The organism is Streptomyces sp. LBL (assembly GCF_029893585.1).
Taxonomy (GTDB): Bacteria; Actinomycetota; Actinomycetes; order Streptomycetales; family Streptomycetaceae; genus Streptomyces.
In genome coordinates this window covers 185,198-201,808 of record NZ_JARXYX010000013.1, presented here as the reverse complement: position 1 = coordinate 201,808, position 16,611 = coordinate 185,198, and the positions used below count along the sequence as shown (strand labels likewise).

Below are 16,611 nucleotides of genomic sequence, written 5' to 3'. Positions count from 1 at the left end.
CGGGATATCTTGATACAACCATGAGAGCCACTCGCCCGCGAATCATAACGATCGCAACAATTCTGCTGGTCATCGCCGGTCTCGCCAGTGTGCTGACCGTCGTACTCCGCGCTGCCCGCGACGGAGGCGGGGAGGTGAGTGCCCGCCCCGGCGCGGGCGCCCAGCAGGTCGACCTGGCGCGCGAGGTGGCGGACTACACCAGCCGGTTCGGCCCGGGCCAAGGCTATCGCCCACCCCGCCGAGCGGACCGCACCGCCATCGCCGAAGGCGTCGGTCTGCTCCTGGACGGCCACCGCGAAAAAGCGGAACAGGTGCTTTCCTCACATGACTTCACGGTGCGCACGCTCTTCGACCGGGTCTCCGAACACCGCTACGCCGAAGTGGCCGACCGCGCCGACGCCGCCGTGACACCGCGCGGCTGGGGCCGGATCTACGTCGATCTGGACCACCCTGCGCGCTGGTCGGTCCAGGTCCCTCACCCGGTCGCCGACCATGGCACCGAGCAGCTGGGCGTGCGGGTCCTGCGCGACTCCCCCGGGGGTGTCATGGTGCTCGCAGGCGCACATCGCAAAGCCGGACGCGGTGACTCCGCGGACGTGGCGCACCGCCGGGACACCGTCTTCTACGCCGTCTGCGCCGAGCTGGTCCGCCGCGGGGTCCCCGGGGTCCAGTTGCACGGCATGGCCGCCTCCTCGGCCCCCGGCTACGACGTGGTCGCCTCCACCGGTGCCGGATCGGCGGGCCGCGCGGACGGTCGCAGGCTGGCCGACGCCCTGCGCACGGACGGCTTCCAGGTGTGCCGGGCCTGGGTGCGGAGCTGCCCGCTGGAGGGTCAGCAGAACGTGGAGGGCCAGGCCGCCGACACCGCGAACGTGCCGTTCCTGCACGTCGAGTTCGCCCCGGAGGCGCGCGCCGGCGGGGCGCCCGCCGCCCGCTCGGTCACTGCGGTCAGCGAGGTCACACGCCGCTGGGCGAGGGCCGCTGTGACAACCTGAGGTCATGGCGGACGACACCGACGACCGAGGCACTGGGGGCGGCACGCACCCGGCAGCTCCCCTCCCGCTGCTCATCGTGGACGGCGCGAACGTCGTCGGATCCGTGCCCGACGGCTGGTGGCGCGACCGGCGCGCGGCCGCCGAGCGCCTGCGGGACCGGCTGGTGACGTACGCAAACTCCGGGCTGCCCGGGTGTCCCGGGCCGCTGGACGTCGTCCTCGTCGTCGAGGGCGCTGCGCGCGGAGTGGAGTCCGTACCGGGTGTACGGCTCGAAGCCGCACCCGGCAGCGGGGACGACCACATCGTGGAGCTGGCCCAGAAGGCCGCCGGCCGCCCCGTCCTGGTGGTGACGGCCGACCGTGAACTGCGGCGCCGGGTGCAGGAGTTCGGAGCCGAAGTCACCGGGCCACGGGCAGTACGCGGCTGATCGTCCGCCGCTGCCCGGCGGTACGGCGTGGTGCGTATCCCCCGGTCCCGCCGGCGGGGACGGATGCACGCGAAGGGCCGGCAGGACCACCGCGAGGAGTGGTCCTGCCGGCCCTTCGGGTCGGTCAGTCGCGGGCGGGCTCCACCGAGTCGACGTCGGCCGCCGGGCGGCTGATGGTGGTCCCCCCGTTCGAGCGGAGCCGTGCGTGGGTGAGGCCGTCCAGCTGGGAGACCAGTCCGGTGACCTGACGGGCGATGTCGGGCGCGGTCAGCCCGATCTCGGCCATCACCTCCGCGCGGGAGGCGTGGTCGAGGAAGCGCGGCGGGATCCCGAAGTCACGCAGCGGTACGTCGACGCCCGCGTCCCGCAGGGCCTGCGCGATCGTCGAACCGACGCCGCCGACACGGGAGTTGTCCTCGACGGTGACGACCACGCGGTGCCGTTCCGCGAGGGGGGCCATGGCCTCGTCGACGGGCTTGACCCAGCGCGGGTCGACGACGGTGGTGGAGATGCCCTGCTTGTCGAGCAGGTTCGCGATCTCCAGGCACATCGGCGCGAGGGCGCCCACGGAGACGAGGAGCACGTCGGGGGTGTCCGTCCCCGGCTCGCGCAGGACGTCCATGCCGCCGACGCGGCCGACGGCGGGTACGGCGGGGCCGACGGCGCCCTTCGAGAAGCGGACCACGGTCGGCGCGTCCTCGACGGCGACGGCCTCACGCAGCTGCGCGCGGACCTGGTCGGCGTCGCGCGGGGCGGCCAGCCTGAGGCCCGGCACGACCTGGAGGATCGACATGTCCCACATGCCGTTGTGGGAGGCGCCGTCGGTGCCGGTGACACCGGCCCGGTCCAGTACGAAGGTCACCCCGCACTTGTGGAGGGCGACGTCCATGAGGACCTGGTCGAAGGCGCGGTTGAGGAAGGTGGCGTACACCGCGAAGACCGGATGCAGACCGCCCGTGGCGAGGCCCGCCGCGGAGACGGCGCCGTGCTGCTCCGCGATGCCGACGTCGTGGATGCGGTCCGGGAAGGCGTCCGCGAACTTCTTCAGGCCGACGGGCTGCAGCATCGCCGCGGTGATCGCGACGATGTCGTCGCGCTCCTTGCCGAGCCGGACCATCTCGTCGCCGAAGACGGAGGTCCAGTCGGCGCCCGAGACCTTGACCGGCAGGCCCGTGTCCGGGTGGATGGGGCCGATGCCGTGGAAGCGGTCGGCCTCGTCCTGGAGGGCGGGCTGGTAGCCGCGGCCCTTCTCGGTGAGGCAGTGCACGATGACGGGTCCGCCGAAGCGTTTGGCGCGGGCCAGCGCGGACTCCAGGGCCTCGATGTCGTGGCCGTCGATCGGACCGACGTACTTCAGGCCGAGGTCCTCGAACATGCCCTGGGGCGCGATGAAGTCCTTGAAGCCCTTCTTGGCGCCGTGCAGGGTCTCGTACAGCGGCCTGCCGACGACGGGGGTCCGCTCCAGCACTTCCTTCGTGCGGGCGAGGAACCGCTCGTAGCCTTCGGTGGTCCGCAGCGTCGCGAGGTGGTTGGCGAGGCCGCCGATGGTCGGCGCGTAGGACCGCTCGTTGTCGTTGACGACGATGACCAGCGGGCGGTCCCCGTCGGCGATGTTGTTGAGGGCCTCCCAGGCCATGCCGCCGGTGAGGGCGCCGTCACCGATCACGGCGACCACATGGTCGTCACGCTTGCGGATCTGGTTGGCCTTGGCGAGGCCGTCGGCCCAGCCGAGGACCGTGGAGGCGTGGCTGTTCTCGATGATGTCGTGCTCGGACTCGGCCTGGGAGGGGTAGCCGGACAGGCCGCCCTTCATCTTCAGCCGGGAGAAGTCCTGGCGGCCGGTCAGCAGCTTGTGGACGTAGGACTGGTGCCCGGTGTCCCAGAGCACCTTGTCCTTGGGCGATTCGAACACCCGGTGCAGGGCGATGGTGAGCTCGACCACACCGAGGTTGGGGCCGAGGTGGCCGCCGGTCTTGGAGACTTCTGCGACGAGGAAGGTGCGGATCTCCTCGGCCAGCTGATCGAGCTCCTCCAGGCTGAGCCGGTCCAGATCGCGCGGTCCCCTGATGCGGGTCAGCAGCGGCACCCGTGCCTCCTTGCAATAGAGCTGATCGAGCTGTTTCCGGGCGTGTCGAGTCTAATGTTCCGCCTTTGCGCCCGAAGCCCGGGCACTGGCGATACGTCACGCGATCGGCTGTACCCAGGATGTGCGGTTCTACGACATGACGGTGCCCGGCGCCTGAAAGGCACCGGGCACAGGACGCCCCTCAGGGGCTCGGGGAACCGCGTGACCAGCCACAACCACCGGCGGTCGGCAGAGCACCGCGCCCCTGAGGCGCTCAGGCTCGGCCCGCGGTCTTCTGCGTCTTGCGTGTGATGGAGTCGATGACCACCGTCGTCAGCAGAACCGCCGCGGTGATCATGTACTTCACCGGCTCGGCGATGGACTCCAGCTGCAGCCCGTACTGGATGGACACGATCACCAGCACACCGAGCAGCGCGTTCCATGTCCGCCCGCGTCCGCCGAACAGCGACGTACCGCCGATCACCGCCGCGGCGATCGCGTTCATCAGCAGGTCACCGGTACCGGCGCTCTGGTTGGCCGACGCGATCTTCGACGCCAGGAACAGACCGCCGACCGCCGCGAGGCCGCCGGAGACCGCGAAGACCGAGACCCGGACCGCGGTGACGTTGATGCCCGCACGCCGGGACGCCTCGACACTGCCGCCGAGCGCGAAGATCTTGCGGCCGTACGCGGTGCGCCGCAGCACGAAGTCGGTCGCGATCAGGAACACCAGGAAGACCACCGTGGCCAGGGGCAGACCCTTGTACTGGTTGTACATGTAGGCCGCGGCGAAGGCGACGACGGCGAGCAGCACCGTCCGCAGGACCGTGTCGCTGAGCGGCCGGGACGGGACGCCCGCCGCCTCCCGGCGCCGGTTGCCCAGGAACGAGGTGAGGAAGAACACCGCGACCACGACCGTGGCCAGCGCGTACGCGGCGGCCACGTCCGCGAAGAAGTACGTGGTCAGCTTGCCGATCAGCCCCTCGCTGTCGAGGTTGATCGTGCCGTTCTCGCCCAGGATCTTGAGCATGAAGCCCAGCCAGAACAGCAGACCGGCCAGGGTCACGGCGAAGGCGGGGGCGCCGAGCACCGCGAAGAAGAAGCCGTGCGCCGCGCCGATGGCCGCGCCCGCGGCGACGGCGACGAGCACCGCCACCCACTCGGGCCAGCCCTGGTTGACCGCGAGGACGGCCGCGATGGCGCTGGCCGCACCGCTGACCGAGCCGACGGACAGGTCGATCTCGCCGAGCAGCAGTACGAAGACGATGCCGACGGAGATCATGCCCGTGCCGACCATCGTGACGGTGATGTCGCTGAGGTTCTGCGCGGACAGGAAGTTGGAATTCAGGCTCTGGAAGACGACGCAGATGATGATCAGGCCGATGACGACCGGGATCGAGCCGAGCTCGCCGGTCTTCATCTTGCGCTTGAACTCACCGAGGTAGCCCGTCAGTCCCTGCTCGCGGACGAGCAGCCGGGGGTCGACCGCGGTCACCGCGGCGGCGGCGGCCTCGGGGTTGTCGACGGCGTCGTCCTGTGTCACGGAGGTCTTGTCGACGCTCACTGGGAAACCTCCCCGTTCGTGCTGGTCGTGCGGGCGGCACGACGGGTCACGGCGTTCTCGGTGGCGCCGGTGATGGCGGAGATGATCTCCTCCTGCGAGGTCGTCCTGACCTCGAAGACGCCGTTGTTGCGGCCCAGACGCAGCACGGCGACCTTGTCCGCCACCGCCTTGACGTCGGCCATGTTGTGGCTGATGAGGATCACCGCGTGGCCGCGCTCACGCAGCCGCTCGACGAGGTCGAGGACCTGCGCGGTCTGCTCGACACCGAGGGCGGCGGTGGGCTCGTCCAGGATGACCAGCTTGGGCTCGCCGAGCATGGAACGGGCGATGGCCACGGTCTGGCGCTGACCGCCGGAGAGCGAGGCGATCGGGATACGGACGCTGGGGATACGGATGGACAGCGTGCGCAGCAGTTCCTGCGAGCGCCGCTCCATCTCGACCTCGTCGAGCACGCCCCACTTCTTCAGCTCACGGCCGAGGAAGAGGTTGCCGACGACGTCGATGTTGTCGCACAGCGCGAGGTCCTGGTAGACGGTCGCGATGCCCAGGGCCTGGGCGTCGTGCGGCCGGTTGATCTGGACGGACCTGCCGTCCCATTCGATGACGCCCTCATCGATGGGGTGCACGCCGGCGATCGTCTTCACCAGCGTGGACTTTCCGGCGCCGTTGTCGCCCACCAGGGCGACCACTTCACCGGCGTGGACCTCAAGCTCTACGTCGGTGAGCGCCTGAACGGCACCGAACCGCTTGGAGACCCCGCGCAACGCCAGCACGGGCGTAGCGGACACGTGAACCATCTCCTAAGCCGCCTGACCCGGCGGGAGGTTGTGCAGAAAGAAGTCGGGGGGGTGTTCCGTCCGGTGCCCCGCGACGAGCTTGCGGGGCTGTCTGATGTGCGGGCCGCCGGACGAGCCTGGGAAGCAGTCATGTCCCCTGCGGGAGAAGCCCGGTACGGGAATCCACGGTCGAACTCCCGTACGCGGCAAGGGACGTGAGGCTGCTTACTTGATGCCGGCCGCGTCGCACGCGGCCTTGTACTTGCCCGTGCAGATCTCGGCGGGGGTGTAGAAGCCTTCCTTGATGACCGTGTCGTTGACGTTGTCCTTGGTCAGCGAGACGACCGGGACCAGGACGGACGGGACGTCCTTCGCGCTGTCGCTGGAGGCCTTGTCCTTGGCGATGGAGCCCAGGCTCTCGCCCTTGGCCAGCGCGACGGCCATCTCACCGGCGATGCCGGCCTCCGTCGGGTACGACTTGAACACGCTCATGTACTGGTCGCCGGCGATGATCCGCTGGACGGCGGAGAGTTCGGCGTCCTGGCCGGTGACGGGGACCTTGAGGCCTGCGGCCTTGAGGGCGGTGATGATACCGCCGGCCATGCCGTCGTTCGCGGAGTAGACGCCCGCGATGTTCTTGCCGCCGACCGCCGAGATCGCCGCCTCCATCTCGGAGTTGGCGTTGTCCGGCGACCACTCCTTGGTGTCGAACTCCTTGGCGACGGTGACCTTGCCGTCGAGGGCGGAGTGGGCGCCCTTCTTGAACTGGGCGGCGTTCGGGTCGGTGACCGACCCGTTGATCATGACGACCTTGGCGGACTTGGTGGCCTTGGCGCCCAGGGCGGTCAGCAGGGCCTTGCCCTGGGTCCGGCCGACCTCCTCGTTGTCGAAGGAGGTGTAGGCGCTGATCGGGCCTTCGGCGAGGCGGTCGTAGGCGACGACCTTGATGCCCTGGTCCACGGCCTTCTGGATCGAGTTCTTGATGGCCTTCGCGTCCACCGCGTCCACGATGAGCACGTCCACCTTGTTGGTGATCATCGTGTCGACCTGCTGCGACTGCAGGCTCGCGTCCTGCCGCGCGTTGTTGTACAGGACTTCGGCCTTGTTGTTCGTGAGCTCCTTGATCTTCTTCTCGATCATGGGCTTGTCGAACTTCTCGTACCGCGCGGTCTTGTTCTCCGGAAGGAGCAGACCGACCTTGATGTCGTCGCCCTTCGAGGCGGAGCCGGAGGAGTCGGCCTTGTTGCCGGATTCCTTGGCGCTGCCACAGGCGGCGAGCGAGACCGCCATGGCGCCGGCGGCGACGGCAACGGCTGCACGACGCATACGTGTGTTCACTTCAGGTACCTCCCTGACGAGGCCGCGTCGTTGCGGCCGAGGTGGCTGGAAGTCAACTCGGCCACACGTGCGAGGTCAAGAAGTAAATCCTTAACGGGTTGGCAACGATGCCATCCGTTCTCTAAGTGAAGGCAGGTCGGGTCGCATGCAGCGTGCTGTCCAAAAGGGTTGAATCGCCCATCTCGCTGAGTGCGAGAGCGAGTGCTCCCAGCACTTCCGCACGGCCGCCGAGGGCCCCCGGGAGAACGGAGAGCCGGCGGGCCGCACTGGGGATCGCATAGCGGCCGACGGACTCCCTGATCGGTCCGAGCACCAGCTCCCCGGCCTCGGCGAGATCACCGCCCAGGACCACCCGGCTCGGGTTCAGCAGATTGCAGAGATTGGCGACTCCACTGCCGATGTGGCGGCCGACGTCGGCGATCACCCGACGGCAGCCGGGGTCTCCGTCCCGCGCCAGCCGTACGACGCCTTCCATCGTCAGATCCGTGCCATGGCTGGACTGGAGCAGCGGCAGCACGTAGCGCGCGGCCGCGAAGGTCTCCAGGCAGCCCCGGTTCCCGCAGCGGCAGACGGGGCCGGATTCGTCAAGGGTGATATGTCCGATCTCCCCCGCGGTCCCGCCGGGTCCGCGGTAGATCCTCCCGCTGATCACAAGGCCGGCGCCGACCCCGCTCGCGACCTTGATGTACGCCAGGTCGCGCACCCCCCGGCCACTGCCCCAGACCAGCTCGCCCAGGGCGCCGAGATTGGCGTCGTTGTCCACATGCACGGGCACGCCGAGCCGCTCCCGCAGTTCCTCGGCGGGCCGGGTGCCGCTCCAGCCGGGCAGGATGGTGGTCGAGCCCAGGGTGCCGGACTCCACGTCGATCGGGCCGGGGACGCCGAGGCCCACGCCGGCGATCTTGGCTCGGTCCACCCCGGTGGCCTCGATCAACCGGCTGACCAGCTGTTCCGCCCGGTCGAAGCCCTGCGCCGAGGAGGCGTCCACGTCGAGTGGCTCGGACTCCTCGGCCAGCACCTGGTGGGCCAGGTTGCCGATCGCCACGCGCAGATGGGTGTGCCCGAAGTCGACCCCTATGACGATGCCGGCGTCCCCGCTCAGGGAGACGCTGCGGGCCCTGCGCCCCCCGGCCGAGGTGGGCGTGACGTCGACGGTGCCGCCGTCCTTGAGTTCGCGCACGATGTTGGAGACGGTCGCCGCGGACAGGCCCGTCGTCCGCGCGATCTCCGCCTGCGTGAGCGACCCGGCCAGCCGCACCGCCCGTACGACCCGCTCGAGGTTGGCTCGGTGCAGCGACGACTGCGACCCCGGAGTCTCCACGACGACCTCCTGCGCACGGGGCCGCTTCGATGAGACCCCATCTATGTCCAACTAGTGAACTCTAAGCTGAGCCGTTCGGGCTGCCTCCCGTCAAGAGGTTGAACCGCATCCGGGTTCTTGGACACCACCGCGGACGCCGCCCCCGGAAGCCGGGAGCGGCGTTCACGCAGTGCGGTCGGGCTGTCACTTCAGGGCGCCCGCGGTCAGGCCCTGCACCACCTGACGCTGGAAGATGATGTACGCCGCGAGCACCGGCAGCATCGCCATCACCAGGCCCGCGAACAGCCCCGACCAGTCACCCTTGTAGCCCTGGCTGACGGCGAGTTGCACCAGCCCCTGGGTGAGGACGCGCTTGTCCGGGTCGGTGTTCAGCACGGTCGGCAGCATGTACTGGTTCCACTGCCCCAGGAAGTTGAAGATCCCCACGCTGATCAGGCCGGGCTTGGCCATCGGCAGCATGATCTGGAAGAACGTCCGGGAGTGCGAGGCCCCGTCCACGAACGCCGCCTCCGCGACCGAGGCCGGCAGGGTACGGAAGAACGAGGTCAGGAAGAACACCGTGAACGGCAGCGAGTAGGCGATGTAGACCAGGATCAGCCCATGGATCGTGTTCAGCAGGCCCATGTTGTTCACTACGTAGAACAACGGGACCAGCGCCAGCATGATCGGGAAGCTCATGCCGCCCACGAACAGGTAGTAGATGAACCGGTTGCCCGGGAAGTCGAAGCGGGCCAGCACATAGGCCGCCATCGAGCCGAGCACCAGGGTGCCGATCAGCGACCCTCCCACCACCAGGATGGTGTTGAGGAAGTAGTCGCTCATGTTGGCCTGGGTCCAGGCCCGCGACCAGTTGTCGAAGTGCAGCTTGTCCGGCAGCGACCAGGGCGAGCCGAAGATGGAGCTGTCGTCCTTGAAGGACGTCATCACCGCCCACGCCAGCGGCAGCACGACCAGGATCGCCCAGATGACCAGGATCCCGTGCGAGAAGACGTTGAGGGTGGTGCCCTCCTTCTTCTCCTTGCGGGGCGGGCCGTCCGGGACGTCGACCTTGGCGACGGGCACACCGGACTCGGCCGGTACGGGGGCGGAGGTCTCGGTCGTCTTCATCTGATCAGTACTCCAGCCGCTCGCGCCGTCCGAGCCGCATCACGAGGCCCGCGAAGGCCAGCGTGACGACGAGCAGGGCGACGCCGATGGTGGTGGCGTAGGCGGCCTGCCCGTCCCGGAACGCCTTCTGGTACACGTACAGGACCATGACGGTGGTCGAGTAGTCGGGGCCGCCCGGACCGGTCGTCATGATCTGCACGACCGCGAACGACTCGGCGCCCAGGGCGAGGATGCCCATGTAGACCCAGCCGGACTGCACGGTGTCCCACAGCAGCGGCAGAGTGATCCGGAAGAACGTGGTGGCCCGGCCGGCCCCGTCGAGCAGCGCCGCCTCGTACAGGTCCGCCGGGATGGAGGCCATACCGGCGGAGAAGAGGACCACGAAGAAACCCACCGTGGACCACACCAGCACCGCCATCACGCACCACAGGGCCAGGTTCGGGTCGCCCAGCCACACCGGCTGGACGCTGTCGAGCCCGATCCCGCGCAGCAGCGAGTTGAGGGCGCCGCTGTCCGGGTTGTACACGAACGTGAACAGCAGGGCGACGATCGCGATCGAGAGCACCTGCGGGAAGAAGTAGACGATCTTGTAGAACGAGGACCCCCGGACGCCGGAGATGACCGGGCCGCCCTTTCTCCTGCGTCCACCCACATTGATCATGAAGGCGAAGAACAGGGCCAGGCTGATCGTCACCAGCGGCAGCACGGCCGCGAAGATCAAGCTGTGCTGCAAGGACTTCCAGAAGATCTCGTCGTCCAGCATCCTCCGGTAGTTGTCCAGGCCGACCATCTTGAAGTCGGGGCTCAGGCCGGTCCAGTCCGTGAACGAGTAGTAGATGGACTGGATGAACGGCCAGACCACGAAGAGCGCGTACAGTCCCAGGGGCACTGCCAGAAACCCCACGATGAACCGGTACTTGCCGTGCTGCATGGCTTCTCCGGTTCGTTTACTGGTGCTTGTAGTGCTTGATCGAGCTGTCCTTGGCGGTCTCGTCCGCGTAGGCCTGGATCTTCTTGATGGCCTCGGCCGGAGTGAGACGGCCGGCCATCATCTCGCCGAGGCCGGACACGCCGATCTTCTCCTTCTGGAGCTGCACGTACCAGTCCTGCATCCGCGGGTTCACCACGTTGCTGCCGGCCTTCTCCAGCGCCGCGACGCCGGCCTTGAGGCCCGGGGTGAGGGTGATGCCCTCGGTGCCGCCGTTGTACGCGGTCAGCGACTTGACCTTGCTGGTGAAGTTCTTCGAGGACGCCTCGCTGAGCATGATGCGCAGCTGCTCCATGCCGCCCTCGGCGTTGTTCGCCTTGGACGGGACGATGAACGGCTCGCCGCCGGAGGCCCAGATGGTGCCGAAGGGCAGCTTGTCGGAGGAGTCGATACCGGTGGGCGCGGAGACCGCCAGGTCGAAGTCCTTCGGGATGACGTTGGCCGACTCGTTCTCCACCCAGGAGCCGTTCGGGATGAACAGCGCCTTGCCCTTGGCCCAGGCGGTCTGCGACTGGATGTGGTCCAGGCCGGGGGTGCCCTTGAGGATGTAGCCCTTCTTGTAGAGCTCGTAGTAGGCCTCGAAACACGCCTTGACGGCCGGGTGCTTCCAGGCGTTCGGCTCCAGGTTGTCGATGGCGTCGAGGACCTCGACACCGCCCACCTTGCCGATCATGGGGTAGAGCGAGAAGGGGAGGTAGTACGGGTACTTGCCCGCGTACGTCCAGCCCGCCATGCCCTTCTTCTTGGCCTTCTCGCACACCGCGAGCATCTGGTCCCAGGTCTCGGGATAGGTCGCGTCGAGCGAGTCCAGCGCCTTCTGCGAGTACCAGACGCCGTACACCGTGTAGGCGTAGTACATGATCCAGACCGGGTCGCCGTCGAGCTGGCCCATCTCCACGATGCCGGGACGCAGCGTGTCACGGACCTTCTTGTTCGGGTCGTCGTAGGACGGGGCGTCCAGCAGCGGGGTGAGGTCGGTGAGCTGCTTCTTTCCGGCCAGGACACCCATGTCCATCTGCTCGGCGCCGGAGTTGTCGATCAGGTCCGGCGGGGTGCCCTGGTTGAAGCGGGGCTGGAGGGTGGACTGGATCTTCTGGGTCGCGGCGAACTTCACCTTGGCCTTGGGGAAGGCCTTCTCGTAGACCTTCACGGCGTCCTCGGCGTACTCCTTGCCGAAACCACCGTCGAACAGGACGAACTCCATGCCCGCGGTCTCGTTCACACCCAGCGGGTTCTTGGCGGTCTTCTTGCCGGCCTTGGCCTTGTCGCCGTTGCCGCCGCCGCCACTGCTGGCGCACGCCGACAGGAAGCTCATCGTGGGGACGGAGATCAGGCCCAGCGCGGCGGACCGCTTGATCAGATCCCGGCGGCCTACGCCACCGGTTCCGTTGTTCTCGGCGGAAGTGGATCCCATGCTCAAGTCCTCGCCTTCTCCAGGACTCAGGCGGTGTACCGGATCCTCCCGGGCACCGCGGTCAGGTCAAGCAGGGTGGTGCTGGAAGTGCGCATCATGTGAATTGCCGACAGGTATAGTCCACTTGTTGCCAGCTGAGCAAGATCGAAAGCAAGGTTGGCCGCGGGTCTTTTCCGAGTTGAGACCTCGCGGACATATGAGCGGCCTGTGGGACTCCTGCCGGCAAAATCCCTGACATAGGCCCCGAATGCCGCACCAACACCCTTGACATCACTGCCCACTTGCGACACTACTGATGCTTGCGCACCGAATTTGACAACGTTGTCCGCAGCGCAGGAGGGGTGCTCGCGTATGCAGCAGCACAGGGTTCGACTGAGACGAAAATCAGCGGGGAGACGGAGTTCGGCGGTCGTTTTCACGACCGCCTTCGCTTTGGCACTGGGTTCACAGGGCGCGGCGGTCGCCCTCCCACAGGCGCCCGCCGCCGCGGACCAGGGGTTCGCGTCCTCCTTCGAGGCGGACGATCCCGCACCCGACTGGCTCAACACCGTCGACACGGCACCGGACGGCTCCCAGCGGGCCTCGGGCGTCGACGGCGGCTACAGCACCGGCATCCCCGGCAACGTCACCGACCACGTCACGGACGTCCGGGCGAGCGCCGAGAACACCGGCGGCGGCGAGGTGAAGGAGAACCTCGCCGACGGCGAGCCGAGCACCAAATGGCTGACCTTCGAGTCGACCGGCTGGGCCGAGTTCGACCTGGACAAACCGGTCAAAGCGGTCCGGTACGCGCTCACCTCGGCGAACGACGTCGTCGAGCGCGACCCGAGGGACTGGACCCTCGCGGGCTCCACCGACGGCAAGGACTGGAAGACCCTCGACACCCGCTCCGGCGAATCCTTCTCCGAGCGGTTACAGACGAAGACGTACGACATCCCGGAGGCGGCCGCCGCCGAGTACCGGCACTTCCGGCTGGAGATCACGAAGAACAACGGCGCCGCCGGTATCCTCCAGCTCGCCGACGTCCAGTTCTCCACGGGCGGCAGCGACGGTCCCGTCCCGCAGGACATGCTCTCGCTGGTCGACCGCGGCCCCAACGGATCGCCCACCGCGAAGGCGGGCGCCGGATTCACCGGAAAGAGGGCCCTGCGGTACGCCGGACGGCACACGGCGGACGGGCGGGCGTACTCGAACAACAAGATCTTCGACGTGAACGTGGCGGTCGGCCGGGACACCGAGCTGGCGTACCGGATCTTCCCGTCGATGGCGGACGGCGACCGTGACTACGACGCGACGAACGTGTCGGTGGACCTGGCGTTCACGGACGGAACGTACCTGAGCGGCCTCGGGGCGATGGACCAGCACGGATTCGGGCTGTCGCCGCAGGGGCAGGGCGCCGCCAAGGTGCTCTACGTCAACCAGTGGAACAACGTGGCCTCGCGGATCGGGTCGGTCGCGGCCGGGAAGACCGTCGACCGGATCCTGGTGGCCTACGACTCCCCCAAGGGCCCGGCGAAGTTCCGGGGCTGGCTGGACGACGTGACGATCGAGCGGGCCGCGCCGCAGAGGCCGAAGGCCCGTCTGTCGGACTACGCGCTGACCACCCGGGGCACCAACTCCAGCGGCGGCTTCTCGCGCGGCAACAACTTCCCGGCGACGGCGGTCCCGCACGGCTTCAACTTCTGGACGCCGGTGACCAACGCGTCCTCGCTGAGCTGGCTGTACGACTACGCGCGGGCCAACAACGCGGACAACCTGCCGACGATCCAGGCGTTCAGCGCGAGCCATGAGCCGAGCCCCTGGATGGGTGACCGGCAGACCTTCCAGGTGATGCCGTCGGCGGCCTCCGGAACCCCGGACACCGGTCGTGAGGCGCGTGAGCTGGCCTTCCGGCACGAGAACGAGACCGCGCGGCCGTACTACTACGGAGTGCGGTTCGAGAACGGGCTGAAGGCCGAGATGGCGCCGACCGACCACGCGGCGGCACTGCGCTTCACCTACCCGGGCGACGACACCAGCGTCCTCTTCGACAACGTGACCGACCAGGCCGGACTGACCCTCGACCAGGAGAACGGGATCATCACCGGTTACTCGGACGTGAAGTCCGGCCTGTCGACCGGTGCCACCCGGCTCTTCGTGTACGGCGTGTTCGACAAGCCGGTGACCGACGGAGCGTCGAGCGGTGTCAAGGGGTACCTGCGCTTCAAGGCCGAGGACCGGACGGTCACGCTGCGCCTGGCGACCTCGCTGATCAGCCTCGACCAGGCGAAGGACAACCTCCGCCAGGAGATTCCCGACGGCACCTCCTTCGCGAAGGTGAAGTCGCGCGCCCAGCAGCAGTGGGACCGGATCCTCGGCAAGGTCGAGGTGGAGGGCGCGACGCCGGACCAGCTGACCACGTTGTACTCCAGCCTGTACCGGCTGTACCTGTACCCCAACTCCGGCTTCGAGAAGGTCGGTTCGACGTTCCAGTACGCGTCCCCGTTCTCGCCGATGCCGGGCCCGGACACCCCGACCCACACCGGCGCCAAGATCGTGGACGGCAAGGTGTACATCAACAACGGCTTCTGGGACACGTATCGGACGACCTGGCCGGCGTACTCACTGCTGACGCCCGGTCAGGCCGGTGAGATGGTCGACGGGTTCGTGCAGCAGTACAAGGACGGCGGCTGGACCTCGCGCTGGTCCTCCCCCGGGTACGCGGACCTGATGACCGGCACCTCCTCGGACGTGGCCTTCGCGGACGCGTACGTCAAGGGTGTCGGCTTCGACGCGAAGTCGGCGTACGACGCGGCCCTGAAGAACGCGACCGTCGTGCCCCCGTCGTCCGGCGTGGGCCGCAAGGGCATGGCGACCTCGCCGTTCCTCGGCTACACGAGCACCGACACGCACGAGGGCCTGTCGTGGGCGCTGGAGGGCTACCTCAACGACTACGGCATCGCGAGGATGGGCCAGGCCCTCCACAAGGAGACCGGCGAGAAGCGCTACCAGGAGGAGTCCGCGTACTTCCTCAACCGCGCCCAGGACTACGTCAACCTCTTCGACTCCAAGGCCGGCTTCTTCCAGGGCCGGGACGCCAAGGGTGACTGGCGGGTCGAGTCGTCGACGTACGACCCGCGGGTGTGGGGCTACGACTACACCGAGACCAACGGCTGGGGCTACGCCTTCACCGCCCCGCAGGACAGCCGGGGCCTCGCCAACCTGTACGGCGGCCGCGGCGGTCTCGGGGAGAAGCTCGACGAGTACTTCGCCACCCCGGAGACCGCCTCGCCGGACGTCGTCGGCTCCTACGGCGGTGTCATCCACGAGATGACCGAGGCCCGGGACGTCCGGATGGGCATGTACGGTCACTCCAACCAGGTGGCCCACCACGTGAACTACATGTACGACGCGGCCGGGCAGCCCTGGAAGACCCAGAAGAACGTGCGCGAGGTGCTGTCCCGCCTCTACACCGGCAGCGAGATCGGGCAGGGTTACCACGGCGACGAGGACAACGGCGAGCAGTCGGCCTGGTTCCTGTTCTCCGCGCTCGGCTTCTACCCGCTGGTCATGGGCAGCGGCGAATACACCGTCGGCTCCCCGCTGTTCACCAAGGCGACGGTCCATCTGGAGAACGGCCGGGACCTGGTCGTCAGGGCGCCGAAGAACAGCGCGAAGAACGTGTACGTGCAGGGACTGAAGGTCAACGGCCGTACATGGACCTCGACTTCGCTCCCCCACTCGCTGCTGGCGAAGGGCGGGGTCCTGGACTTCGCCATGGGGCCGAAGCCGTCGTCGTGGGGCACGGGGACGAACGCGGCCCCTGTGTCGATCACCCAGGACGACAAGGTGCCGACCCCGCGCGCCGACGTGCTGAAGGGCGAGGGTGCCCTGTTCGACAACACCTCGGCGACGGACGCCCCTGTGGCGTCGCCGCTGGATCTGCCGGTCTCCGGGCAGGTCAAGGCGGTCCAGTACACGCTGACCTCGTCGGCGGACCGGACGAAGGCGCCGACCGGCTGGACGCTCCAGGGCTCGGCCGACGGGACCACGTGGAAGACGCTGGACGAACGCTCCGGGCAGTCCTTCCCGTGGGACAGGCAGACCCGTGCGTTCTCCGTGCGGACGCCGGGTGACTACGCGAAGTACCGTCTGGTCGTCGACGGCGAGGCGGTGGTGTCGGAGGTCGAACTGCTCGGCTGAGCAGTCGGGTCGAGGTCCTCGGACCGACTGGTGGAGTCGGTGTACGGGTAACTGGCCGCGACCTGCGCCCGGTTCGGAGGTCGTGTCGTACACGGCCCCGAGCCGGGCGCTTCCGCGTAGGGCCTGCTGCTGTGCTGACTCCGAGCCTGTCCTTGTCGTGACTTTTGTCGTGATCATGACAAGTCAGTCCGTTCCTTGGGGTACGGGCCGTGTGAATGCGTGCGTGAATGCGTGAAATGCGTGCGCGAATGCAGGGTGCGGGCGCATGGCGCGGGAGCGGGGGATGGGGGCGTCCCTCGGGGCGGGTTCCGGTCCGCCTTATGGGAGCGCTCCCACCCCACCTGTTCGGGAAGGTAGCGCTGAGCGGCCCGCTTGTAAACGGTTGGCGCACGGGCGTCGTATCCGGGTGGTGCGGTCCGGGGGGCGCATGGGGT

Annotated in this window: 11 protein-coding genes; 3 read left to right on the top strand and 8 right to left on the bottom strand. The window is 68.3% G+C overall.

Translation table 11 applies throughout. The features are described 5' to 3' along the window. Positions 1–134 precede the first annotated feature (134 nt). Both M2271_RS18200 and M2271_RS18195 read left to right on the top strand, forming a co-directional pair. Complete coding sequence (locus M2271_RS18200; RefSeq protein WP_280888292.1) at positions 135–995, top strand: hypothetical protein; 861 nt, start codon at positions 135–137, stop codon at positions 993–995. A 4-nt stretch (positions 996–999) separates the two neighbouring features. Then, the gene (locus tag M2271_RS18195) at positions 1,000–1,422 is read left to right on the top strand and encodes an NTP pyrophosphohydrolase (protein WP_280888291.1); all 423 of its coding nucleotides are present in this window, start codon (positions 1,000–1,002) and stop codon (positions 1,420–1,422) included. A gap of 124 nt (positions 1,423–1,546) precedes the next feature. On the opposite strand, the gene dxs is transcribed toward M2271_RS18195, so the two are convergent. The 8 genes from dxs to ngcE form a co-directional block, all read right to left on the bottom strand. Further along, the gene (dxs, locus tag M2271_RS18190) at positions 1,547–3,508 is read right to left on the bottom strand and encodes a 1-deoxy-D-xylulose-5-phosphate synthase (RefSeq protein ID WP_280888290.1); all 1,962 of its coding nucleotides are present in this window, start codon (positions 3,506–3,508) and stop codon (positions 1,547–1,549) included. Positions 3,509–3,761: 253 nt separating this feature from the next. After that, on the bottom strand, positions 3,762–5,051 hold the full coding sequence (locus tag M2271_RS18185; RefSeq protein WP_280888289.1) for a sugar ABC transporter permease: 1,290 nt from the start codon (positions 5,049–5,051) through the stop codon (positions 3,762–3,764). Continuing rightward, positions 5,048–5,848 (bottom strand): ATP-binding cassette domain-containing protein, encoded by an 801-nt coding sequence (locus M2271_RS18180; RefSeq protein WP_280888288.1) that lies wholly within the window; start codon positions 5,846–5,848, stop codon positions 5,048–5,050. The genes M2271_RS18185 and M2271_RS18180 overlap by 4 nt, the downstream gene beginning before the upstream one ends. A gap of 204 nt (positions 5,849–6,052) precedes the next feature. After that, positions 6,053–7,153 carry a substrate-binding domain-containing protein gene (locus tag M2271_RS18175; RefSeq protein ID WP_280888309.1) on the bottom strand — a complete coding sequence of 367 codons (1,101 nt, stop codon included), beginning with the start codon at positions 7,151–7,153 and terminating at the stop codon, positions 6,053–6,055. A 133-nt stretch (positions 7,154–7,286) separates the two neighbouring features. Continuing rightward, a complete protein-coding gene (locus M2271_RS18170) occupies positions 7,287–8,486 on the bottom strand; it encodes an ROK family transcriptional regulator (protein WP_280888287.1) in 1,200 nt (399 codons plus the stop codon). A 183-nt stretch (positions 8,487–8,669) separates the two neighbouring features. Next, positions 8,670–9,593: a carbohydrate ABC transporter permease gene (locus M2271_RS18165; RefSeq protein ID WP_280888286.1), complete on the bottom strand. Its 924-nt coding sequence runs from the start codon at positions 9,591–9,593 to the stop codon at positions 8,670–8,672. 4 nt (positions 9,594–9,597) lie between these two features. Next, positions 9,598–10,524, bottom strand: a complete 927-nt coding sequence (locus M2271_RS18160) for a sugar ABC transporter permease (protein ID WP_280888285.1) — start codon at positions 10,522–10,524, stop codon at positions 9,598–9,600. 16 nt (positions 10,525–10,540) lie between these two features. Then, positions 10,541–11,995 carry an N-acetylglucosamine/diacetylchitobiose ABC transporter substrate-binding protein gene (ngcE, locus tag M2271_RS18155; RefSeq protein WP_280888284.1) on the bottom strand — a complete coding sequence of 485 codons (1,455 nt, stop codon included), beginning with the start codon at positions 11,993–11,995 and terminating at the stop codon, positions 10,541–10,543. A 432-nt stretch (positions 11,996–12,427) separates the two neighbouring features. Between ngcE and M2271_RS18150 the strand changes: the two genes are divergently transcribed. Further along, entirely contained in the window at positions 12,428–16,177 is a 3,750-nt protein-coding gene (locus tag M2271_RS18150; RefSeq protein ID WP_280888283.1) for a GH92 family glycosyl hydrolase, read from the top strand. Positions 16,178–16,611: the final 434 nt, after the last annotated feature.